This is a genomic window from Shinella sp. WSD5-1 (genome assembly GCF_963942435.1).
Taxonomy (GTDB): Bacteria; Pseudomonadota; Alphaproteobacteria; order Rhizobiales; family Rhizobiaceae; genus Shinella; species Shinella yambaruensis.
Window position 1 is genome coordinate 3,260,253 of sequence record NZ_OZ012596.1, and the last position, 20,595, is coordinate 3,280,847.

Consider the following 20,595-nt stretch of genomic DNA (forward strand, 5'->3'; position numbering starts at 1 on the left):
CAGCGCCCGGCGATCCCGGGCGGATTTCCGTCACTCCTCGCACCGAATTCTGGCGCAACTTTGGTGCGGCAGGCCGGCAGCGGAAGAACCCGATGGCTGAACGTTTCAGAAGGCCGGTTTAATCAGCCCGGGCTAAAAGGCCGTCGAGCCAGCGCGGGTCGAGAACCGCCTCCAGCTCCGCCGCCACGCCGTCGAGCGCTGCATCGACGCTCGCCCGGTAATCGAAGCCGCCGCCCTTGATGCCGAAATCGGCAAGCAGCCCGGCGCGGTAGGCGTCGCTCGACAGAAGACCGTGCAGATAGGTGCCCATCACCCGCCCGTCGGACGAGATCGCGCCGTCCGGCCGGCCGTCGATGCTGACGGGGGGACGCAGCGTGTCCGGCCCGGTGGTGCGGCCGAGATGGATCTCATAGCCTTCGAGCGGCACGTCATATTGCAGGGAGCGGGCCGTGCTGTTGCGCACGGTCTTTTCCGGCGCCATCTCGGTCTCGACCGCCAGCAGGCCGAGCCCCTCGACCTCCCGCTCGCTGCCCTCGATGCCGAGCGGGTCGGTGACGCGGCTGCCGAGCATCTGGTAGCCGCCGCAGATGCCGATGACCCGGCCGCCGCGGCGGCGGTGCAGGGCAAGGTCGCGGTCCCAGCCGGCGGCACGGAATTCGTGGAGATCCGCAATGGTGGACTTGGAGCCCGGCAGGACGACAAGGCCGGCATCGGCCGGAAGCCGCTCGCCCGGCCGCACGAAGACGAGGTCCACCTCCGGCTCGGCCTTCAGCGGGTCGAGGTCGTCGAAATTGGCGATGCGCGAGAGGACCGGCACGGCGACCTTCAGCGCGCCGCCCCCACCCCTGGCGAGCCGCTCCAGCACCACCGAATCCTCGGCCGGCAGGCGCGCCGCCTCTCTCAGCCACGGCACGACGCCGAAACAGGGCCAGCCGGTGAAGCGGGCGATCTCGGCAATGCCGCTGTCGAACAGCGTCACATCGCCCCGGAACTTGTTGATGAGATAGCCGGCGACCATGCGCCGGTCCTCTTCCGGCAGGATGGCGTGGGTGCCGACCAGCGAGGCGATGACGCCGCCGCGGTCGATGTCGCCGACGAGCACGACCGGCACGCCGGCGCGCGTGGCAAAACCCATATTGGCGATGTCCCCGGCCCGGAGGTTGATTTCCGCCGGCGAGCCCGCGCCCTCGACGACGACGAGATCGGCGCCGTCCGCGATCGTCTCGAAGCTTTCCATGACGGCGCCCATCAGCTTCGGCTTCAGCGCCTGGTAGTCGCGCCCCTTCGCCTGGCCGAACACCCTGCCCTGCACGATGATCTGGCTGCCGACGTCCGATTGCGGCTTCAGGAGCACCGGGTTCATGTGCACGGAGGACGGCACGCGGGCGGCCAGCGACTGCAGCCACTGGGCCCGGCCGATCTCGCCGCCATCGGCCGAGACGGCGGCATTGTTCGACATGTTCTGCGGCTTGAAGGGGCGCACCTTCAGCCCGCGATTGGCGGCAATGCGGCAGAGCCCCGCCACCAATACCGTTTTTCCGACATCCGAGCCGGTGCCCTGGAGCATGATCGTTCTGGTCATGCGGCCCTCGTAGCATTCCCGTTCGTTACCGAAAAGCCCTGACTTACCGCAATCTTGCCGCAATCTTCGCGCCGCCGGCGCCGCTTTTTCCCGGAAGGTCGCCATGCGCCGCGAGCATGGCTGTCATGCTGTTCTTTTTGCGACATATCGCGCCGTGAACGACCATGGCTTTCCGTCCGGAGAACGCCTATATCAACGCCATCACACAGCCGAGGCGCGTGGCTTCGGGTTTCAAGGACAAAGACAATGCTGTTCATCTTCAGCAAGCCGAACTTCGTACAGATCGCCTGGAACGGCGAAGCCCCCCAGAGCCAGTCCCGCGTGCGCAACGTCGTCATGGACGCGCCGCTCGGCCCGCTCGGCTTCATCCGCACGCGCAACGTCGGCTGATCCTTCGAGCGCGACGTCAGGTCCCGCTCGTATCCAGCGCCGTCTCTCTCCGGGAGGCGGCGTTTTTTATTGCCTTTCGCAGCCCTGAAACGGCGAAAGCCGTGCATCCCTTCCGGTGATGCACGGCTTGCCAAAATACGCATGGCGGCGTCCGACAAGAACGCGTCGGAGCCCAGGCACCCCGGTACGCAATACCTTTCCGGAGCAGGCGGCGGTGTCCCCCGCCGTGAAAGAACCAATAGCGGCACATCCTTACCGGACCGTTATCGGAAGCTTAAGCAAAGGTGAATCACGAACTTTTTTGAAAATTTTTGCGATAATTGATCGAAGGCCCGAAGCGGCGCATTCGGGACAGGATTTGTCCGCTTTCAGCGACCATCGCACCCGCCCTCGCGAATTGCACCCTGATCATTTGCCCTGATGCGAGCAAACGCCCATTTTTTCCACCGCAAGGTTGCTGGAATTTCAGCCTTTCGGCGCTCCGGGACAACCCAGCGGCCATGGCCTGGCCGCACAGGAGGTTGATTTCTCTATGAGAACCCGTAGGCTGCCCTTGTGACGCACGAAGATAGGTCGCCGGTGACAGGGTTCCGCCGGCAAACCAGAAAAAGGCTCGGCGTCGCTGCAGCAGGGGGATTGGCTCGCCTCACCTGGCATCGGATCCCCGTGGCTGTCGCAAAACTTTCGGGCAGTCGGGACAACGCAGTAGCCTGCGCTGCCTTCCGGGTTGATCGCTGCATCCAAGACTGGGAGGTCTTAATCCATGAAGAAGCTCCTTGCTTCAACCATCCTTGCTGCCGGCCTTTACGGCTTTGCCGGTTCTGCCCAGGCGGCAGATTGCGGCGAGGTCTCGATCGCCGAGATGAACTGGGCCTCGGCGGGCGTTGCCGCGCATGTCGACAAGCTCATCCTCGAAAACGGCTATGGCTGCACCGTCACGCTGGTGACCGGCGACACGATGCCGACCTTCACCTCCATGAACGAGAAGGGCGAGCCGGACGTCGCGCCCGAAATGTGGGTCAACGCCGTGCGCACGCCGCTCGACGCGGCGATCGCCGAAGGCCGCCTGATCCAGCTCGCGCCGCTGCTTTCGGAAGGCGGCGTCGAGGGCTGGTGGATCCCGAAATTCCTCGCCGACGCGCATCCCGACATCAAGACCGTGCAGGACGCGCTGAAGCATCCGGAACTCTTCCCCGCGCCGGAAGACTCCTCCAAGGGCGCCGTGCACAATTGCCCCTCGGGCTGGAACTGCCAGGTCTCGACGGACAATCTCTACCGCGCGCTGGATGCGGACAAGGACGGCTTCACGCTCGTCGACACGGGCTCGGCGGCGGGCCTCGACGGCTCGATCGCCAACGCCTTCGAGAAGAAGAGCGGCTGGCTCGGCTACTATTGGGCGCCCACCGCCATTCTCGGCAAGTACGAGATGACGAAGCTCTCCTTCGGCGTCGAACACGACAAGGCCGACTGGGACGCCTGCACCGCCGTGCCGGACTGCCCCAACCCCAAGGTCAACTCCTATCCGACCTCCGACGTGTTCACCGTCGTGACCAAGGCCTTCTCCGAAAAGGCCGGCGTTGCCATGGACTACATGAAGACGCGCCAGTGGGACAACGGCACGGTCGGCAAGGTGCTTGCCTGGATGGACGAGAACCAGGGCACGAACGAGGACGCCGCCAAGCATTTCCTCGAAACCTATCCGGACATGTGGACCAAGTGGGTCGCTCCGGATATCGCGGAAAAGGTCAAGGCCGCGCTCTGACGACGGCCTGCCGGCAGCCTTTTCCGGCTGCCGGCTTTCCGGCGACCTGAACAAGGGTGCAGGCAAACCGCCCGACGCCCGCTCAAGAAACTGCAGAGGTCGCAAACAGCACAGTATCAGGCAGCCGTTCGTGAGAAGACGGACTGCAAGCCGGGAACCAGAACAAGAATATCCCTGTGCGCGCCGTCCCGTTCGCAAGGCAAGAAAACGCTCTTGCAGAACGGGACAATAACTTCCGGTAGAAGAGGGGAAGAGGATGGCAGGCCTATGCGAACTGTTGCCAGGCTTTCTTTGCAAGTTTCCAGCCTTCAGTGACGCGAGTATCCGCGGCGCAAGAAAAGTCATCGACGACGGCTTCAAGAGCCTCGTCAGGAGCTATGTCAACATCATCGATGCGATGGTCCAGCCATTGCAGTGGTTTCTGAACTATCTGGAGCGGCTGTTCGTCAGCTCGCCCTGGCCGATCATCCTGATCGCGATGCTGGCCATCGTCTATTTCGGCAGCCGCAACACCAAGATCACCATCGGCACCGCCGCCTCCATGTGCGCCATCGGGCTATTGGGCCTGTGGAACGACACGATGGTGACGCTCGCCATGGTGACGGTCTGTACGCTGATCGCCGTCATCGTCGGCATCCCGATCGGCATTCTCATGGCCCGCTCCGACCGGGTGCAGGCCTTCGTCAACCCGATCCTCGACGTGATGCAGACGATGCCGAGCTTCGTCTACCTCATCCCCGTCGTGATGATCTTCGGCATCGGCAAGGTGCCGGGCCTCATCGCGGTCGTCATCTATGCCGTGCCGCCGATGATCCGCCTCACCAATCTCGGCATCCGTCTCGTCGACAAGGAGGTGCTGGAAGCGGCCGACGCCTTCGGCTCCTCCGGCTGGCAGAAGCTGAGGAACGTGCAGATGCCGCTCGCCCTGCCCACCATCATGGCCGGCATCAACCAGACCATCATGATGTCGCTCGCCATGGTCGTGGTCGCCTCGATGGTCGGCGTCGGGGGGCTCGGCAAGAACGTGCTCCAGGCCATCAACAACCAGTTCTTCACGGTCGGGTTCCTCAACGGGTTCGCGCTCGTGGCCATCGCCATCATCTTTGACCGTACAAGCCAGGCCTATGGCAAGCGGCTGCAGAAGCATTCGGAGGTAATTCATGGTTAGTCATGCAATCGAGGTCCGCAATCTCTACAAGATCTTCGGACCCCGCGGCGGCGACTATGTCGATGCGGTCAAGAACGGCCTCGGCAAGGCCGAGCTGAACCAGAAATACGGCCATGTGCTGGGCTTGCGCGACATCAACATCTCCATGCCCGCCGGCGGCATCATGGTGGTGATGGGCCTGTCCGGCTCTGGAAAATCGACGCTGATCCGCCACATCAACCGGCTGATCGACCCAACCGCCGGCGAGGTGCTCTACGACGGCGTCGACGTCTGCCGGATGAGCGAGAACGACCTGCGCGAATTCCGCCGCCACAAGACGGCGATGGTGTTCCAGAAATTCGCGCTGCTGCCGCACCGCACGGTCCTGGAAAACACCGTCTACGGCCTCGAGATCCAGGGCGTGGCGCAGGCGGAGCGTGAGAAGCGCGCCAAGCAGTGGATCGCCCGCGTCGGCCTTGCCGGCTTCGAGAACCACTATCCGAACCAGCTTTCGGGCGGCATGCAGCAGCGCGTAGGCCTCGCCCGTGCGCTGACCAACGATGCCGACATCCTCTTGATGGACGAAGCCTATTCGGCGCTCGACCCCTTGATCCGCGTCGACATGCAGACCGTGCTGCTCGAGCTGCAGAAGGAGCTGAAGAAGACCGTCGTCTTCATCACCCACGATCTCGACGAGGCGCTGCGCCTCGGCGACAAGATCGCGATCCTGCGCGACGGCATGGTCGTGCAGCAGGGCACCGGCCAGGAGATCGTGCTGAACCCCGCGGACGAATACATCACCGCCTTCGTGAAAGAGGTGAACCGCGGCCGCGTCGTCAACGTCGAGACGATCATGGCGCCGCTCTCGGGCAATCCCGAGGGCATGCCGATCGCCAAGGGCACGGTGCTCGAAATGGCCGCCCGCGCCATGACGGCGGCCAACCAGACGCTCGCCCATGTCGTCGACGAGGCGGGCCGGCCGATCGGCGCGATCAGCCTCAACGCCATCATCTCCAGCATGGTGACGCCGACCAGCCACGAGGCGAAGGCGGCCTGAACCGCCCACAGACGAACAAAGAGGGCGCCCCGGGGCGCCCTTTCCTCGTTTGGGAATGGGTCTGCTCCCTCTCCTCTCCTCTCCTCTCCTCACCCTCTTCTCTCCTATCCTCTCCTCACCCCTTTCCCTCTCCTCCGTCACCCTCGGGCCTGACCCGAGGGTCCACACGGCACCCGCGGCTGTGGATGGTCGGGTCAAGCCCGACCATGACGGAAGAGAGGTTTGTGGCCTTCCTCAGCTGCCTTCCTCGAACCAGCCGCCAATCCGTCGTTGCAATCACATAAAGAAATCTTTATATGATGTGACAAACAGAAGGATATGCCGATGACCGCGACGAACCCGCTTGCCCAGCTTCTTGCCGAAAAGCCCTTCCTGCTCGCCGACGGCGCGACCGGGACCTCGCTCTTCGCCATGGGCCTCGAAGCCGGGGAAGCGCCGGAACTGTGGAACGAGGCGAAGCCCGACAACATCACGAAGCTGCACCAGGACTTCGTCGATGCCGGGGCGGACATCATCCTCACCAACACGTTCGGCGGCACGCGCCATCGCCTGAAGCTGCACCATGCGCAGGACCGCGTCTTCGACCTCAACAGGAAGGCCGCCGAGATCGCCCGCGCGGTCGCCGACAAGGCGCCGCGCACGGTGATCGTCGCCGGCTCCGTCGGCCCAACGGGCGAACTGCTCGTGCCGCTCGGCGCGATGACCTATGACGATGCCGTCGCCGCCTTCGCCGAGCAGATCGAGGGCCTGAAGGCCGGCGGCGCGGACGTCGCCTGGATCGAGACCATGTCCTCGCCGGAGGAGATCCGCGCCGCCGCGGAAGCCGCCACCAAGGTCGGCCTGCCCTTCGTCTATACCGGCTCGTTCGACACGGCCGGCAAGACGATGATGGGCCTGCATCCGCGGGATATCCACGGCGTTGCCGGCGATATCGGCGCAGGTCCCCTCGCCGTCGGCGCCAATTGCGGCGTCGGCGCCTCCGATATCCTCTCCTCGCTGCTCGACATGACCGGCGCCGACCCGTCCGCGACCGTCGTCGTCAAGGGCAATTGCGGCATCCCGGAATATCGCGGCGCGGAAATCTACTATTCCGGCACGCCGCCGCTGATGGCCGAATATGCCCGCCTCGCCCGTGATGCCGGCGCGCGCATCATCGGCGGCTGCTGCGGCACGTCCTGCGAACACCTTGCCGCCATGCGCGTGGCGCTCGACGCGCACGAGCCGCGCGAACGCCCGACGCTCGCCGCGATCATCGAGACGATCGGCCCGCTGCGCAACAAGACCGCCGACGAAAGCGCCGCCGCGCCCGCCCGCGAACGCAGCCGTCGCCGCGGCTGAGGCCAGCCACCGGCACGAAGGATCATCAGCCGCCCCGGCCACGCCGCGGGCGGCTTTCCCTTGCCCTGACCTCTGGAAGCAGATAGGCGCCGGCATTACCCGCAAGGTAATCGATCTGCCGCGGAGGGCGCCGTAGGTTTCTCCCATACCGCCACGCACAGGAGAGACCCATGACCACCTATGCCCTCGCCCATCTTCGCAATGTCGCCTTCGGGGCGGAGATCATCGCCTATCTCGAGGCGATCGACACCACCATGGCCCCCTTCGGCGGCCGGTTCGTGCTGCACGGTGACGGCAACAAGCGCGTGCTGGAGGGCAGCTTCTCCGGCGACGTCGTCATGCTGTCCTTCCCGAGCCGCAGCGCCGCCGAGGCCTGGTACGCTTCGCCCGCCTACCAGGCGATCCTGCCGCTGCGCACCCGCAACGCGGATGGCGACGTGCTGCTGATCGACGGCGTCGACGACGACCACAAGGCGACCGACATCCTGCACAAGGGCTAGCGCGCTTCCTCCGCGAGAAATTCCCGCCAGGCCGACAGCCCCGCCTCCATGTTGCGCCGGCCGAAGCCGACGCGGAAACGATCCTGCGGAACGGGCAGGAGGTCGGATACATAGAGGCTGGAGGGCAGCAGCAGCACGCCCTTCTCCTCCACCAGCCGCCGGCAATGCGCCTCGACGCCGTCGGCGCCGCGATAACGCGGGAAGGCGACGCAGCCGCCGTCCGGCTCGGCCCATTCGTAGAGATCCGGATAATCGGCAAAGAAGGCGCCGAGCCTTGCCATGTTCTCCGCGCAGAGCGCGCGGTTGCGCGTGAAGATCGTTTCACGCGCCTTGATCGCGATGCCGGCCAGCACCTCGGAGGGGCGCGCATTGCAGATGGAGAGGTAGTGCTTCATCTTCTCCATGCGCGCCAGCAAGGCATGGTCCTTGCTGGCGATCCAGCCGATGCGCAGGCCCGGCAGGCCGTAGGCCTTGGACATCACGTTGAGCGAAATGCCCTTGTCGAACAGGTCGGCCGCCTGCGGCAGGCGTTTTGCGGCGTCGATCTCCAACCCGCGATAGACCTCGTCGGAAAAGAGATGGATGCCGCGCCCGGCGCAAAGATCGACGAGGCCGCGAAAGACCGCCTGGTCGGCGATGGTGCCGGTCGGGTTGTTGGGGAAATTGACGGCGATGAGTTTTGTTTCGGGGCGCAGCGCGGCGCGCACGTCGTCGAGATCGAGCTGCCAGCGGTTTTCCGGCCGGAGCGCGATGCCCGTGACATGACCGGCGACGGTGACCGGCATCGTCTCCATCGACTGGTAGTTCGGCACGGTGACGATGGCGTGGTCGCCGGGCGCAAGCAGCGCCAGCATGGCGCAGTAAAGCCCCTCCTCCGCGCCGGCGAAGGTCAGGATGTCGGCGCCCGACAGCGTGTCATAGGTCGTCGCGATGGTCTCGCGCAGTTCGGGCGCGCCCCAGGTCTCGGTATAGCCGAGCGCGACGTGCTCCCAGGCCTCGCGATCCTCAGGCCTGGCCAGCGCCAGCAGGTCCGACATGGTCATCGTCTCAGCATCGCTTGCCGTCATGTGGTGGCGCGCCTTGAACTCCCAGCGCGAGAAATGGGTTTCGAGGCGGAAATCCGGCAGCGTGGTCACGGGGTCCTGTCCTTCTGGCTCTGGCGCCGGGCATCGGCGAGATAATTGTAGATCGAGGCGCGCGAGGCGCCGATGAGGCCGGCGAGATGGTCGACGGCATTGCGGGTCTGGAACAGGCCGCGCCCGTCGAGCGCGGCGACGAGCGCCACCCGGTCGCCCTTCTTCAGCGCCGTCAGCGCCAGCCCGCGGGTGCGCAGCCAGTCGTGCAGCGCCGTGTTGATCTCTTCGCGCCAGTCGCCGGCGAAAAGCGAGGCCGGGCGGGTGGCCGCCGCGCCGGCAAAGGCCGAAAGCAGCTTTGCCGCGGCATCGAAATGCGACACGTCCATGTTGATGCAGAAGAGGCCGAGCGCCTGGCCGAAATCGTCCTTCAGCACCGCCGTCACCGACTTCAGGCGCCGCCCGTCCTCGCCGGTCTTCTCGTAGGGGCCGTAGATGCCGCCCTCGCCGGCCTCCTCCAGCGCCTCCTCGACGAGCGATTCCATGCCCGCCTTGCGGCCGGAAAAGGCGTTCCAGATACCGGCGATCAATCCCGTTTCGAGATCGTGCAGCACGACCTCGGCATGGGGATAGAGCAGGGTCGAGATGGCCGCGGCCGTCGCGGTGTGCTGGCGAAGCAGCAGGTCGGCGTTTGATGAGTCGTACATGCGGACAAACAACCCAAAGATAGATAATTTGTCAATATTGGATTTTTAGTCCAAAAATTCGGTCACAGGCTGGCGACCCGCTTTGTCCCTGTCTATCCAGAGCAATTCCAGCAAAAGTCCACAGCGGTTTTGCGTCCGGAATTGCGTTAGAAATGAGCATCAGAGCGATTCTTGGGGGACGATCATGAGTGCCGATCTTGCAGCCTTTCCCGACCGGGAGACCGTGGCCGACAAGCTGGGTGCCCTCGGCGAGGCCGACCAGGCCTATCTGCGCCTTCTGATGGAAAATCCCAAGCAGGACGAGAACCTGCTCGAAGGCCTCGACCTCTATCTCAACCGCGCCGCCGGCGCCCGTTTCCTCAATTCCCTGAAGCTGGAAAGGCTCGGCGAATGGCTGGGCGAGACGGCGCCAGCGCGCCTGCAGATGCGGCTGACCGAGGCCGCCCGATCCAGCCAGCATGCCGCCTATGTCGCCTTCCGTACCGGCCTTACCCGCTCGGGCGGCCTCGAACGGGCCTATCCGAAGGCCTGATCCGCCGGCACCGCCAGCGGCCCGAAGGATTTGCGGATCATGTCGGCCATGCCGTCGATGGTCGGCCCGCTGCGCCGGGGATTGCGCTTCAGCACGACGCGCGAGGCATCGATCGGCGGAAAGCCGTCCGCCGCGGTCAGCTCGCGCGTGCCGGGCGGAATGTTGCTGCGCGATAGCGGCGCGACGGTGAGCCCGCTCATGACCGCCGAGCGCAGGCCCCCGCTGGTGTCGCAGGTATAGGCGATGCGGAAGGGGATCGCGTGCCGCTCCAGCGAGCGCAGGGCAAAGTCCCGGCACCAGCTCGAGCGCCAGTAGACGGCGATCGGCATGGGGCGCTCCAGGTGCCGGTTGTGCGCCACGGAGGTGACCCAGACCGTCGGGTCGATCGCCAGCAGCTCGCCGGTAACCCCGTCGCACCAGTCGAAGATGATGGCAAGGTCCAGTTCGTCGGCCTCCAGCGCCGCAAGCTGCTGGGCGGTGTAGCCGCACAGCACCGTCACCTCGGTATCCGGATGGACTTCCGCGAAGGCCGCCAGCGCATTGGGCAGGACCGTCTGGTTGTATTCCTCCGGAATGCCGACGCGCACCGGCCCGTCCAGCGGCACCGTGCGCATAGCCGCCGTGGTCTCATCGACGAGCCCGACGATGCGCCGCGCATAGGGCAGCAGCCGCTGGCCCTCCCGCGTCAGGGCGACGCCGCGCGGACCGCGCTCGAAGAGCGTCGCGCCCACCGATTCCTCCAGCTTGCGCACCTGCATGCTGATCGCCGACTGCGTTCGCCCGAGCCTGTCGGCAGCATGCGTGACATTGCCGGCCTGGGCGACGGCGACGAAGATGCGGAGCAGGTCACTTTCGAGAGGTGGATACATTGGCGCCATCGCTTTTGCTGATGCCTGCCATAATCGCTATTCGTTTGTGAAATGTCTACGGTTTTGCTTGGCTTGCCCTGCAAGGGAAGGCAAGGCCATGGGAATCATCGGAAAACTCTTGGAACAATGGATGCGGTTTCGCCGCAGGCAGGCGGAGCGGGAGGCCTTGCGGCTGCTCGTTGCGCGGCGGGATATACGGCTGCTGCGCGATGTGGGGCTGACCTTGGTCGAGGGCAGCGAGCGCGGCTATGCCCACCTGCCGCAGGTCAGGGAGCGCCGCTGGACGGCGCCCCTCATCCGGCTGCCGCCGCCTTCTCCCCGCAGACGGGGCGAAGGCGATGCCGCGCCCGCCTCCGCAAGCAATCTTCACGATACGAAGGAAAAGCCTGCCGCGTAGGTCGTTTCTTCGGCTTGCGGCATGGTGGTTTCGCATGGCGGGGCGTTCCCTCTACGGCCTGTCGGCCATCTCCCCTTGAGGGCAAGGCAATCGCCTATGGAATGCAATCGTCGCCGCAACCCCTTCTCCCCCAGGGGGAGAAGGTGCCGGCAGGCGGATGAGGGGGAGACCGAAGGCGTAAATGATTGCAATATCGCACCTGCCTCACCCCCTCATCCGACCCTTCGGGCCACCTTCTCCCCCCGGGGGAGAAGGGGTCGCGGCATCGTCCTGCCCCTATGCGCGAATCCCTTGCCCTCAAAGGGAGATGGCCGGTGGGGCAGAGGGAGTACCGATTGCCTCTGCCCGCAAGGACAAAGTCCGGCGGGCCTGAGGCAAGGCGGCCTGCCCTATTGCGCCTTCTCGCCGGAAAGGCCGCCGGCGAGCTGGACGAGCTTCAGGAACTCCGCACGATAGCCGAACGGGTCGTTGCCCTTCGCCGCTTCCGCAAGGCCGAGGATCGAGCCGTAGGCATAGTCCTGCAGGGCGCTCACGCCCTTCAGCTTCTGCCCGAAGGCGGCGACGGCGACGGAGAAGCGCACATCCGGCGCGGCGGCGTTCACGTCGGCGACGGCATTGGCATCGGTCACCGGCAGGGTGGCGAGTTCGCTCGTGTCGCCATCCGGCTTCTTCCAGCGCATCTTCAGGAAGGCGAGCTCGCCGCTCTCGGCCACGGGCGCCGCTGCCGCGTTCTCCTTGCCGTAGCGCAGCGGGTCGTTCAGCACGGCGGGGCTGCCCTTCGGCGTCACCTCGTAGATCGCCGTCACCCGGTGGCCGGAGCCGATGTCGCCCGCATCCACCTTGTCGTTGTTGAAATCCTCGCGGTTGAGCACGCGGGTCTCGTAGCCGATCAGGCGGTATTCGGCGATGCGCTCGGGGTTGAACTCGATCTGGAACTTGACGTCCTTGGCGATGGGGAAGAGCGAGGCGCCCGCCTCCTCCACCAGCGTCTTCTGCGCCTCGGCCAGCGTGTCGATATAGGCGGCCGTGCCGTTGCCGTTCTGCGCCAGCGTCTGCATCATGCCGTCATTGTAGTTGCCGCGGCCGAAGCCGAGCACGGAGAGGAAGATGCCGCTCTTGCGCCGTTCCTCGATGATGCGCTTCAGGTCGTCGTCGCTTGCCGGGCCGACGTTGAAGTCGCCGTCCGTCGCCAGCATGACGCGGTTGACGCCATCCGTCTTGAAGGCTTTCTCGGCCAGCCGGTAGGCCGTCTCGATGCCCTCCGCGCCCGCCGTCGAGCCGCCCGGCTGCAGCGTGTCGATGGCGTCGAGGATCTTCTGCCGGTCCTTCGCCGCGGTCGGCTCCAGCACCACGCCGGCATTGCCGGCATAGGTCACGATGGAGACGGTGTCCGTGTCCTTCAGCTTGCCGACCAGCAGGCGGAAGGCGCCCTTCAGGAGCGGCAGCTTGTCCGGCTCGTTCATCGAGCCGGAAACGTCGATGAGGAAGACGAGGTTGGCGGCAGGCTGCGCCGTCGCCGCCGTATCGAACCCCTTGATGCCGATATGCAGCAATTCGGTATCCTTGTTCCACGGCGTCGGCAGGACGGTGACGGTGGCGTTGAACGGCTTTTCCGCCGTCTCCGGCCCCTTCCAGTCATAGGGGAAGTAGTTGACCAGTTCCTCCACCCGAACGGCCTCCCGGTCCGGCAGGCCGCCGCCGAGCAGGGCGCGACGCACATAGGAATAGGACGCCGTATCGACATCGGCGGAGAAGGTCGAGACCGGATCGGTGGCGACGCTCTTGACCGGGTTGGGATCGGCCGAGGCGAAACGCTCGCGGTCCTCCGCGGGCACGGGCATCGCGATGGCGTCCGCCGTCGCGGAGGGCTGCGTGATGGCGCGGCTGAGCGACTGCGTGGCGACCGCCTCGCCCAGCGCAAAGGAATCCGGCGCGGCCGCGACGGCCTCCTCTTCCCGGCCTTCGGCAAGCGGAACAGGCTCGGCAGCCAGCCTGTCGGTCGGCTGCGCGGCCTCCGCTTTCGCCTCCGCCCCGGTCGCCTGCCCTGCGCTGCCGTCCCGGGCCTCGCCGCTTTGCAGGGCCGCGGAAAGCTCGCCGGCGTTCGGCGTGGTCTTCTTGGCTTCCTGCTGGCGGGCGCGCAGATCCTGGCCGCCGGACGTTTCGGCGACCTCCGTCGTCACGGTGAGCGGCACGGTGCCGTTGTTCACCAGTTCATAGGTCACGAGGCCGGCGACGGGCACGACGAGCAGCGTGGCAAGGGCCGAGCCGGCGAGAAGTCTGCGGTTCATGATGGGGCTCCATATCCGGTTGAAGATGGAGCTTTGACGCCCGCCTGCGGACGATCCTTGGGGGCTGGCCGCATTTTTTTCCGCGCCGTCGAACGCCTCCATGGCGGCGGCGAGCGCGCGGGCGCGGGCCGCGGGGTCGGCGGCAGGGGCCCTGTCGCGGGCGAGTTTTTCGAGGTCGAGATCACTCATCGTCTGTCCTTCCGTCACGCGGCCGCATCGCGCAAGAGCACCTTCAGGCGCTTGCGGGCCTCGTGCACATGCCAGGAAATCGTCGTTTCGGCGCAGCCGAGCACATCGGCCGCGGCCGCATGGCTGAGGCCTTCGCCATAGATCAGCAGCACGGCGTCGCGCTGCTTTTCGGGCAACTGGCGCACCGCCTGCCAGAGTTCCTCGTTGCCGTCCTCCGCGGGGGCGCCGTCGAGCACCGCCTGTTCGCGCAGATAGGCGGCGTCGCGCCATTCGGCCCGGCGCCGCTTGCGCAGCTGGTCGCGCGCGGCGTTCAGCGTCACCGTATAGAGCCAGGTACCGAAGCGGCTCGCGCCCTTGAAGCCGCGGATGGCGCTTGCAAGGCGCATGCAGACCTCCTGCGCCACGTCCTCGGCATCCTGCCGGTCGCCGCACCACCGCCAGGCGACGGCATGGATGAAATCATAGCGGCTCTCGACAAGCGCGGCGAAAGCCTGCCTGTCGCCCGATGCCGCCTTTTCGACGAGTTCTGTTTCCACGGGTCCATCCCGATTGCTGTGCACTATCCTTTCAGACGTGCGTCGGGCGACGATCCTTGGGTGCCCTTCCGAAAAAATTTCTCACCAGGGCAGATTTTTCACGACGGCGATGATGATGCCCATCACGGCATTGCGGTCGTGACGCCGGATTTCCGGGGCGTAGAGGCTGGAAATGCTGCCATCGAGGAAAAGCGCGTTGCGGCTGTGCAGCCGGTCGCGGAAGAGCGTCGCGAAGTCGTGGAACCGGACCGGATCGTTCGAGATGACGAAGGCGATCCGCCCGTCGGGAAGGCTGCCGACGCCGTTGCGGATCTGCAGGCTCGTGCCGTCGGCAAGGAACCGCGGATGGATCTTGCCGTCGATGACCAGCATCGGCCCGGACTGCGTCGCCTCGCGCGGCGAAAGCCCCGCCCTGGCGAAGGCCTCCGTCTCCATCACGCCGGCCCCGCCCTCGCCAACCCAGAACACGCCGTTCGGCTTGAGGAAGAAATTGCCGAACGCATCGCCCCGGTTGAGCGCGCCCGCCTCCCGCCCCCCTTCCACCAGCAGGCCGACCGGCCCGTAGTCGGGGTGATACATGCCGCCGTTCATGGCGAAGGTCATGTGCTGACCGTTGCGCAGGAGGTGGGTGTTGAGCTGGTCATAGCGCGCGCCGCGGCTGGCGAGCGTCGCCGCGCCGAAGAGCCGGATCGTCTCCTGCGCGGGGTCGAAGGTGCAGACGGTGTAGCGGCCGGAAAGATGCTCGATCTCGGCGCATTTCGGCGGTTCGGCCATGGCAACGCTCCGCAAGGTCAGGGCGGCAAGAAGGAAGGAAAGGAACAGAAGGGCGCGCATGCCCCTGGCTCCGCCGGCAATGCGGCGAATTTAGCAGCAGGCCCGACAAAAGATCAAAGCGACAGCGCCGCCATGTGAAAGCGAAGCTGGGCCTCGTCGTAACGATAGGCCGCCCCCACGGGACAGGCCGCGCGGGAAAGGCAGCCGGCGACCATGCAGCCGCCCTGCCCCGCCGGCATGCGCAGATGCGCCCGGCAGGCGGGCACGTCGAACATGTCGAGACGGACGGCACCGGCGGGACAGGCCGTCAGGCACGGCTTGTCGCGACAGTGCTCACAGGGGTGCGGCGCGGCGCGCAGAGGCGCATCCGCGACCGGCATCGAAAAGCCGAGCGCGCCGCGATAGCCGTGCCAGAGGCCGTAGACGGGGTGGATGAGGATGCCGAGCGGCGAGGCCTTCAGGCCTTCCGCGCGCATCGCCCAGCGCTGGAACGGCTGCCAGGGCGGATCGGAGGGAAACCAGGCGGTCGCGCCGGCCGCCGCAGCGACGGCCTGGACGACCTCTTTCGACCAGGCGTCGAGCGGGTCAGGGCCGCCGCGATCCGCCCGCTCGGCCCGCCAGCGCGAAAAGGCCGGCCAGATCGAGCTGCCGATATTGCCGACGAGCGCGACGCTGGCCGCAGGGCGGCCATCCGCAAGGTCCGGTGCCGCCTCGTCCCCGGCGAAGTTCACGGTGCCGCGCAAAAAAAGACCGTGCGGCTTCAGAGCCGCACGGATCGTATCGAGATCGGGGCGACGCCCCCTCACCGGGTCACGTCCCCCTTGAGTTCATAGTGGGGACGCCAGACTTCCTTCTGGATCATGTCCGCCACCCGCGTTGCTCCGCCTTGCTCCCTGGCGCGATCGGGACCCTTTCAGGTGAAGGCGTCCGGCATCGAGTCCTTGCGGCTCTTGACGTAGGCGAGCAGCGCCTCGTCGATCGCCGGGTCGAGATAGGGCGCCTCGTAGCTCTCCAGCCAGGTGCGGCAGAGCGCGTTGGCGCGGTCCTCGATGCGCTTCTGGCCTTCGATCTCCCACTGCTCGAACGAGTTGTTGTCGGCGAGCGGCGAGCGGTAGAAGGCGGTCTGGAAGTTGGCCTGGGTATGGGCGCAGCCGAGATAGTGGCTGCCCGGGCCGACCTCGCGGATCGCATCGAGCGCCTGCGCATTCTCCGAAAGGTCGATGCCCTCGGCGAACTTCTGCTGCATGCCGAGCTGGTCCTGGTCGATCATGAACTTTTCGTAGGAGGCGACGAGGCCGCCTTCCAGCCAGCCGGCCGCATGCAGCACGAAGTTCGTGCCGGCAAGCAGCGTCATGTTCAGCGTGTTGGCCGATTCGTGGGCAGCCTGCGCATCCGGGATCTTCGAGCCGCAGAGCGAACCGCCGGTCCGGAACGGAATGCCGAGACGGCGGGCAAGCTGCGCCGCGCCGTAGGAAACGAGCGAAGGCTCGGGCGAGCCGAAGGTCGGCGCGCCCGACTGCATGGAGATCGAGGCGGCGAAGGTGCCGAACAATACCGGAGCGCCCTTACGGATGAGCTGGGTGAAGGAAGCGCCGGCGAGAACCTCGGCCAGGATCTGCGTCAGCGTGCCGGCAACCGTCACCGGGCTCATCGCGCCCGACAGGATGAACGGCGAGACGACGCAGGCCTGGTTATGCCGCGCATAGACCTTCAGAGCGCCCACCATGGTCTCGTCGAAGACCATCGGCGAGTTGGCGTTGATGAGGTTCATCATGACCGTGTTGTTTTCGACGAACTCGTCGCCGAAGACGATCTTGGCCATGGCGATCGAGTCTTCCGCGCGTTCCGGCGCGGTAACCGAGCCCATGAACGGCTTGTCGGAATATTTGATATGGCTGTAGACCATGTCCAGGTGACGCTTGTTCACCGGAACGTCCACCGGCTCGCAGACCGTGCCGCCGGAGGAGTGCATGGACGGCGCCATATAGGCGAGCTTCACGAAGTTGCGGAAATCCTCGATCGTCGCATAGCGGCGGTTGCCTTCGAGGTCGCGCACGAAGGGCGGGCCGTAGACCGGCACGAAGACGGTGGCCTTGCCGCCGATATGCACGCTGCGCTCGGGATTGCGGGCATGCCAGGTGAAGCTGGACGGCGCGGTCTTCAGGAGCTCGCGGCAAAGGCCCTTCGGAAAGTGCACGCGTTCGCCCTTGACGTCGGCGCCGGCTTCCTTCCAGAGCTGGAGCGCTTCCGGATCCTCGCGGAACTCGATGCCGATCTCCTCCAGCACCCGGTCGGCATTCGCCTCGATGAGCTGCAGGCCTTCCTCGTCGAGGACCTCGTATTCCTTGATCTTGCGGGTGATGTAGGGCAGCGAGGGGCCCGGACCGCCTCCCGTGCGCGATGCGCGCCGCGCGGCGGCACCGCGCCCCTCACGCGACCGGCGTCCGCCGCCTTCACTGGCGCCCTCGCTTGCCACCTGCTGAATGTCCTCGCTCATGATCCGTCTTTCCTTGTTCTTCCGGCGCTGGAGAAGCGCCTCTCGTCCTATGCTAGCAAGCCGCCGGGGCGGGACGGTTCTCAAAGCGCCAAGCGGTGGCGCACGCTGGATATCGGCACCGTGGCGACTATAGCCGGATTGCGACGGCGATCGTAGCGCCATCCCTCGGTTTGCACTGTCAATTCACGGCTTTACGCGTTATGGATGACAGAAGCGTCCGGCGGGTCGCTTTTCACCATATGCGACGTCGCTTTCGAAATCAGGTCCGCGCAAGAGGAAGGATATTTCTTGTACGACGAGCCTGCCGCCCGCAGCGCCACTGGAGACGAGGAAACAACATGTCCGACGACGAAATCATTCTCGCCGATCTCTCCGACGAAGAGCTCGTGCAGCAGATGCACGACGACCTCTACGACGGCCTGAAGGAGGAAATCGAGGAAGGAACCAACATCCTGCTCGAGCGTGGCTGGGCACCTTACGACGTCCTGACCCAGGCGCTCGTCGAAGGCATGCGCATCGTCGGCGTCGATTTCCGCGACGGCATCCTCTTCGTGCCGGAAGTTCTGCTCTCGGCCAATGCGATGAAGGCCGGCATGGCGATCCTGCGCCCGCTGCTCGCCGCCACCGGCGCGCCGAAGCAGGGCAAGATGGTCATCGGCACCGTCAAGGGCGACATCCACGACATCGGCAAGAACCTCGTCGGCATGATGATGGAAGGCGCCGGCTTCGACGTCATCGACCTCGGCATCAACAACCCGGTCGAGAACTATCTCGAAGCCATCGAGCGCGAGCAGCCGGACATCCTCGGCATGTCGGCGCTGCTGACGACCACCATGCCCTATATGAAGGTCGTCATCGACACGATGAAGGAAAAGGGCCTGCGCGACGACTACGTCGTTCTTGTCGGCGGCGCGCCGCTGAACGAGGAATTCGGCAAGGCCGTCGGCGCCGACGCCTACTGCCGCGATGCGGCCGTGGCCGTGGAAACCGCCAAGGAATTCATGAAGCGCAAGCACAACATGCTTGCCGGCTGATCGTGAATTCGACGGCGCCGGTCTTGAATCGGCGCCGTCTGCTGACGACCTTTAGTTTGCGGCGTTGTCGATGTCCTGGCCGGCGGCCTGCGTCGCATCCACGGCATTGGCCGTATCCCGCCCCATGCCGCGAATGGTGTTGCCGCAGGCGCTGAGCGCCAGGAGCGCGGCGAGAACGATGGTCATACGGGTCAGGTTCGTCCCAGTCATGATTGGAGTCCCTTTTCATGGATGTGGTTGACGCAGAACTTCGGGATGGAAATCCCACCGGTAAACGCATGAACGCGGAAAAAGTTCGCGTCATCGCCTGCGGCGCCATCGCCCGCGAGGTCCTCGCAATCCGCGAGGCGAACGGTCTTTCCCATATCGACCTTCTCTGTCTTCCCGCCATCTGGCACGCCCATCCGGAAAAGATCACCCCCGGCGTGGAGCAGGCGGTCGCCGAAGCGCGCGCCGAGGGGTTTTCGCGCATCTTCGTCGGCTATGCGGATTGCGGCACCGGCGGCCTGCTCGACCGGCTCTGCGAGCGCGAGGGCGTCGAGCGCATCGCCGGCCCGCACTGTTACTCCTTCTTCGCCGGCAACGAGGCCTTTGCGGCCAAGGACGACGACGTCACCTCCTTCTTCCTCACCGATTTCCTCGCCCGCCAGTTCCGCGCCTTCGTCATCGAACCGCTCGGCCTCGACCGTTATCCGCAGCTGAAGGACATGTATTTCGGCAATTACGAGAAGCTCGTCTATCTCTCGCAGGTCGAGGACGAGGGCCTGCAGCAGAAGGCGAAGGAGGCGGCGGACTATCTCGGCCTCGCCTACGAATACCGCTTCACCGGCTACGGCGACCTGACGGGCGAGCTTTTGCGCGCGCGGTAAGGAACGGTTAGCCAATCCGGCCGGATGCCGCCTTGCCTTAAGACGGCGATAAACTCCGCGCGCGACAGTGTCGGCCGAAATTGCCCCTCACCCTAACCCTCCCCCCCCCAAGCGGGGAGAGGGAACGTGCCCGACGAACCGGTCATGATTGAGGAAACCGACGCGGCATTTCCTTCTCCCCGCTTGCGGGGAGAAGGTGGCGGCAGCCGGATGAGGGGCGGACGCAAATGCATAGGCTCCTCGATGACGGCACCGACCATCGCCCTCCTGATCCAGCCCGGCCCCAACCCGGAAATCGTCGTCAACGCCCTCAAGGCCGCTTTCCCGAGCCTCGTCGTCATCGAGGAACAGCCCGAATCGAAAAAGCTCTTCATCCGGCGCCGGGCGAAGAAGCTCGGCTGGGTGCAGGCGCTCGGCCAGCTCGCGACCATGGTCGTCTCGAAATACGGCAAGCGCTTCACCACGAAACGCGCTCAGGAAATCATCGAGGAGTTCGGCGTAAACCCCTCGCCCGATTCGCAAATTCGCCGCATAGCAGTACCCTCCGCCAACAGCCCCGAACTTCTCGAAGCACTCGGGAAAATCCACCCGGCGGCGCTGCTCCTCGTCAGCTGCCGCATGATGAAGGCGCAAACGCTTGCCGCGATCCCCTGCCCCGTCCTCAACTTCCACGCCGGCATCAACCCGCAATATCGCGGCCTGCAGGGCGGCTACTGGGCGCGCATCGCGCGCGACGAGGAGAATTTCGGCGCCACCGTGCATCTTGTCGATCCCGGCGTCGACACCGGCGACGTGCTCTACCAGCAGCGCGTCAAACCTTCCAAACGCGACACGATGCACACCTATCCGCTGCTCCAGACGGCGGCCTCGACCGGCATCATCGTCGAGGCGATGCGCAATGCGGCGGCCGGCAATCTCAAGCCATTGAAAATAGCGGCGCCCTCGCGGCAATGGTATCATCCGCCAATCTGGACCTGGCTCTGGAACGGCGTGACCCGCGGCATCTGGTAAAACCTTCTGTATAGTCGAATCCCGCGTCGTTTTTGAGCATGGG

General features: G+C 65.6%; 21 protein-coding genes. 11 read left to right on the plus strand and 10 right to left on the minus strand.

Translation table 11 applies throughout. From position 1 onward, the window contains the following. Positions 1-118: 118 nt before the first annotated feature. Positions 119-1,582, minus strand: coding sequence for a cobyric acid synthase (locus AABQ55_RS16075; protein ID WP_272805713.1), 1,464 nt, complete (start codon positions 1,580-1,582; stop codon positions 119-121). Positions 1,583-1,828: 246 nt separating this feature from the next. Between AABQ55_RS16075 and AABQ55_RS16080 the strand changes: the two genes are divergently transcribed. The 6 genes from AABQ55_RS16080 to AABQ55_RS16105 all read left to right on the plus strand — a co-directional run bounded on the left by AABQ55_RS16080 (position 1,829) and on the right by AABQ55_RS16105 (position 7,776). Further along, positions 1,829-1,972: a hypothetical protein gene (locus tag AABQ55_RS16080; RefSeq protein WP_023517380.1), complete on the plus strand. Its 144-nt coding sequence runs from the start codon at positions 1,829-1,831 to the stop codon at positions 1,970-1,972. Positions 1,973-2,735: 763 nt separating this feature from the next. After that, entirely contained in the window at positions 2,736-3,734 is a 999-nt protein-coding gene (locus AABQ55_RS16085; RefSeq protein WP_244769518.1) for an ABC transporter substrate-binding protein, read from the plus strand. Between the two features lie 256 nt (positions 3,735-3,990). Then, positions 3,991-4,902, plus strand: a complete 912-nt coding sequence (locus AABQ55_RS16090; protein ID WP_272805714.1) for an ABC transporter permease — start codon at positions 3,991-3,993, stop codon at positions 4,900-4,902. Beyond that, the gene (locus AABQ55_RS16095) at positions 4,895-5,938 is read left to right on the plus strand and encodes a quaternary amine ABC transporter ATP-binding protein (RefSeq protein WP_272805715.1); all 1,044 of its coding nucleotides are present in this window, start codon (positions 4,895-4,897) and stop codon (positions 5,936-5,938) included. Before AABQ55_RS16090 ends, AABQ55_RS16095 begins: the two co-directional genes overlap by 8 nt. A gap of 324 nt (positions 5,939-6,262) precedes the next feature. After that, positions 6,263-7,276, plus strand: coding sequence for a betaine--homocysteine S-methyltransferase (bmt, locus tag AABQ55_RS16100; protein ID WP_272805716.1), 1,014 nt, complete (start codon positions 6,263-6,265; stop codon positions 7,274-7,276). A gap of 170 nt (positions 7,277-7,446) precedes the next feature. After that, positions 7,447-7,776 carry a DUF1330 domain-containing protein gene (locus AABQ55_RS16105; protein ID WP_272805717.1) on the plus strand — a complete coding sequence of 110 codons (330 nt, stop codon included), beginning with the start codon at positions 7,447-7,449 and terminating at the stop codon, positions 7,774-7,776. Here AABQ55_RS16105 and AABQ55_RS16110 read toward each other — a convergent pair. After that, on the minus strand, positions 7,773-8,912 hold the full coding sequence (locus AABQ55_RS16110) for a pyridoxal phosphate-dependent aminotransferase (RefSeq protein WP_272805718.1): 1,140 nt from the start codon (positions 8,910-8,912) through the stop codon (positions 7,773-7,775). The genes AABQ55_RS16105 and AABQ55_RS16110 overlap by 4 nt on opposite strands. Next, complete coding sequence (locus AABQ55_RS16115) at positions 8,909-9,556, minus strand: helix-turn-helix transcriptional regulator (RefSeq protein ID WP_272805719.1); 648 nt, start codon at positions 9,554-9,556, stop codon at positions 8,909-8,911. The genes AABQ55_RS16110 and AABQ55_RS16115 overlap by 4 nt, the downstream gene beginning before the upstream one ends. Positions 9,557-9,740: 184 nt before the next feature. On the opposite strand from AABQ55_RS16115, the gene AABQ55_RS16120 reads away from it, so the two are divergent. Continuing rightward, on the plus strand, positions 9,741-10,088 hold the full coding sequence (locus AABQ55_RS16120; protein ID WP_272805720.1) for a hypothetical protein: 348 nt from the start codon (positions 9,741-9,743) through the stop codon (positions 10,086-10,088). On the opposite strand, the gene AABQ55_RS16125 is transcribed toward AABQ55_RS16120, so the two are convergent. Continuing rightward, positions 10,073-10,957: a LysR family transcriptional regulator gene (locus tag AABQ55_RS16125; protein ID WP_244769511.1), complete on the minus strand. Its 885-nt coding sequence runs from the start codon at positions 10,955-10,957 to the stop codon at positions 10,073-10,075. The genes AABQ55_RS16120 and AABQ55_RS16125 overlap by 16 nt on opposite strands. Positions 10,958-11,054: 97 nt before the next feature. On the opposite strand from AABQ55_RS16125, the gene AABQ55_RS16130 reads away from it, so the two are divergent. Beyond that, positions 11,055-11,354, plus strand: coding sequence for a hypothetical protein (locus AABQ55_RS16130; RefSeq protein WP_272805721.1), 300 nt, complete (start codon positions 11,055-11,057; stop codon positions 11,352-11,354). A 389-nt stretch (positions 11,355-11,743) separates the two neighbouring features. Here AABQ55_RS16130 and AABQ55_RS16135 read toward each other — a convergent pair whose 3' ends face one another. The 5 genes from AABQ55_RS16135 to AABQ55_RS16155 all read right to left on the minus strand — a co-directional run bounded on the left by AABQ55_RS16135 (position 11,744) and on the right by AABQ55_RS16155 (position 17,638). Then, positions 11,744-13,831 carry a YfbK domain-containing protein gene (locus AABQ55_RS16135; RefSeq protein WP_272805722.1) on the minus strand — a complete coding sequence of 696 codons (2,088 nt, stop codon included), beginning with the start codon at positions 13,829-13,831 and terminating at the stop codon, positions 11,744-11,746. 14 nt (positions 13,832-13,845) lie between these two features. After that, complete coding sequence (locus AABQ55_RS16140; protein ID WP_272805723.1) at positions 13,846-14,367, minus strand: RNA polymerase sigma factor; 522 nt, start codon at positions 14,365-14,367, stop codon at positions 13,846-13,848. An 81-nt stretch (positions 14,368-14,448) separates the two neighbouring features. Continuing rightward, complete coding sequence (locus AABQ55_RS16145; RefSeq protein ID WP_272805724.1) at positions 14,449-15,201, minus strand: phosphodiester glycosidase family protein; 753 nt, start codon at positions 15,199-15,201, stop codon at positions 14,449-14,451. Positions 15,202-15,254: 53 nt separating this feature from the next. Next, positions 15,255-15,947 carry a ferredoxin gene (locus AABQ55_RS16150; protein WP_272805725.1) on the minus strand — a complete coding sequence of 231 codons (693 nt, stop codon included), beginning with the start codon at positions 15,945-15,947 and terminating at the stop codon, positions 15,255-15,257. A 107-nt stretch (positions 15,948-16,054) separates the two neighbouring features. Beyond that, positions 16,055-17,638 (minus strand): trimethylamine methyltransferase family protein, encoded by a 1,584-nt coding sequence (locus tag AABQ55_RS16155; RefSeq protein ID WP_272805726.1) that lies wholly within the window; start codon positions 17,636-17,638, stop codon positions 16,055-16,057. A 338-nt stretch (positions 17,639-17,976) separates the two neighbouring features. On the opposite strand from AABQ55_RS16155, the gene AABQ55_RS16160 reads away from it, so the two are divergent. Next, positions 17,977-18,672, plus strand: a complete 696-nt coding sequence (locus AABQ55_RS16160) for a corrinoid protein (protein WP_064330367.1) — start codon at positions 17,977-17,979, stop codon at positions 18,670-18,672. Positions 18,673-18,723: 51 nt separating this feature from the next. Here the strand turns inward: AABQ55_RS16160 and AABQ55_RS16165 are convergent, their stop codons facing one another. Next, positions 18,724-18,858: an entericidin gene (locus tag AABQ55_RS16165; protein ID WP_244769674.1), complete on the minus strand. Its 135-nt coding sequence runs from the start codon at positions 18,856-18,858 to the stop codon at positions 18,724-18,726. 92 nt (positions 18,859-18,950) lie between these two features. Between AABQ55_RS16165 and AABQ55_RS16170 the strand changes: the two genes are divergently transcribed. Both AABQ55_RS16170 and AABQ55_RS16175 read left to right on the plus strand, forming a co-directional pair. Continuing rightward, complete coding sequence (locus tag AABQ55_RS16170) at positions 18,951-19,541, plus strand: DUF1638 domain-containing protein (protein WP_272805727.1); 591 nt, start codon at positions 18,951-18,953, stop codon at positions 19,539-19,541. A gap of 243 nt (positions 19,542-19,784) precedes the next feature. Then, positions 19,785-20,552 (plus strand): formyl transferase, encoded by a 768-nt coding sequence (locus AABQ55_RS16175; protein WP_272805728.1) that lies wholly within the window; start codon positions 19,785-19,787, stop codon positions 20,550-20,552. Positions 20,553-20,595 lie beyond the last annotated feature (43 nt).

Coding starts and splice junctions, on each gene's coding strand:
- AABQ55_RS16130 (WP_272805721.1), top strand. CDS start 11,055: ATGGGAATCATCGGAAAACTCTTGGAACAATGGATGCGGTTTCGCCGC.
- AABQ55_RS16080 (WP_023517380.1), top strand. CDS start 1,829: ATGCTGTTCATCTTCAGCAAGCCGAACTTCGTACAGATCGCCTGGAAC.
- AABQ55_RS16105 (WP_272805717.1), top strand. CDS start 7,447: ATGACCACCTATGCCCTCGCCCATCTTCGCAATGTCGCCTTCGGGGCG.
- AABQ55_RS16145 (WP_272805724.1), bottom strand. CDS start 15,201: ATGCGCGCCCTTCTGTTCCTTTCCTTCCTTCTTGCCGCCCTGACCTTG.
- AABQ55_RS16160 (WP_064330367.1), top strand. CDS start 17,977: ATGTCCGACGACGAAATCATTCTCGCCGATCTCTCCGACGAAGAGCTC.
- AABQ55_RS16075 (WP_272805713.1), bottom strand. CDS start 1,582: ATGACCAGAACGATCATGCTCCAGGGCACCGGCTCGGATGTCGGAAAA.
- AABQ55_RS16155 (WP_272805726.1), bottom strand. CDS start 17,638: ATGAGCGAGGACATTCAGCAGGTGGCAAGCGAGGGCGCCAGTGAAGGC.
- AABQ55_RS16115 (WP_272805719.1), bottom strand. CDS start 9,556: ATGTACGACTCATCAAACGCCGACCTGCTGCTTCGCCAGCACACCGCG.
- AABQ55_RS16125 (WP_244769511.1), bottom strand. CDS start 10,957: ATGTATCCACCTCTCGAAAGTGACCTGCTCCGCATCTTCGTCGCCGTC.
- AABQ55_RS16170 (WP_272805727.1), top strand. CDS start 18,951: ATGAACGCGGAAAAAGTTCGCGTCATCGCCTGCGGCGCCATCGCCCGC.
- AABQ55_RS16135 (WP_272805722.1), bottom strand. CDS start 13,831: ATGAGTGATCTCGACCTCGAAAAACTCGCCCGCGACAGGGCCCCTGCC.
- AABQ55_RS16085 (WP_244769518.1), top strand. CDS start 2,736: ATGAAGAAGCTCCTTGCTTCAACCATCCTTGCTGCCGGCCTTTACGGC.
- AABQ55_RS16095 (WP_272805715.1), top strand. CDS start 4,895: ATGGTTAGTCATGCAATCGAGGTCCGCAATCTCTACAAGATCTTCGGA.
- AABQ55_RS16175 (WP_272805728.1), top strand. CDS start 19,785: ATGACGGCACCGACCATCGCCCTCCTGATCCAGCCCGGCCCCAACCCG.
- bmt (WP_272805716.1), top strand. CDS start 6,263: ATGACCGCGACGAACCCGCTTGCCCAGCTTCTTGCCGAAAAGCCCTTC.
- AABQ55_RS16165 (WP_244769674.1), bottom strand. CDS start 18,858: ATGACCATCGTTCTCGCCGCGCTCCTGGCGCTCAGCGCCTGCGGCAAC.
- AABQ55_RS16120 (WP_272805720.1), top strand. CDS start 9,741: ATGAGTGCCGATCTTGCAGCCTTTCCCGACCGGGAGACCGTGGCCGAC.
- AABQ55_RS16090 (WP_272805714.1), top strand. CDS start 3,991: ATGGCAGGCCTATGCGAACTGTTGCCAGGCTTTCTTTGCAAGTTTCCA.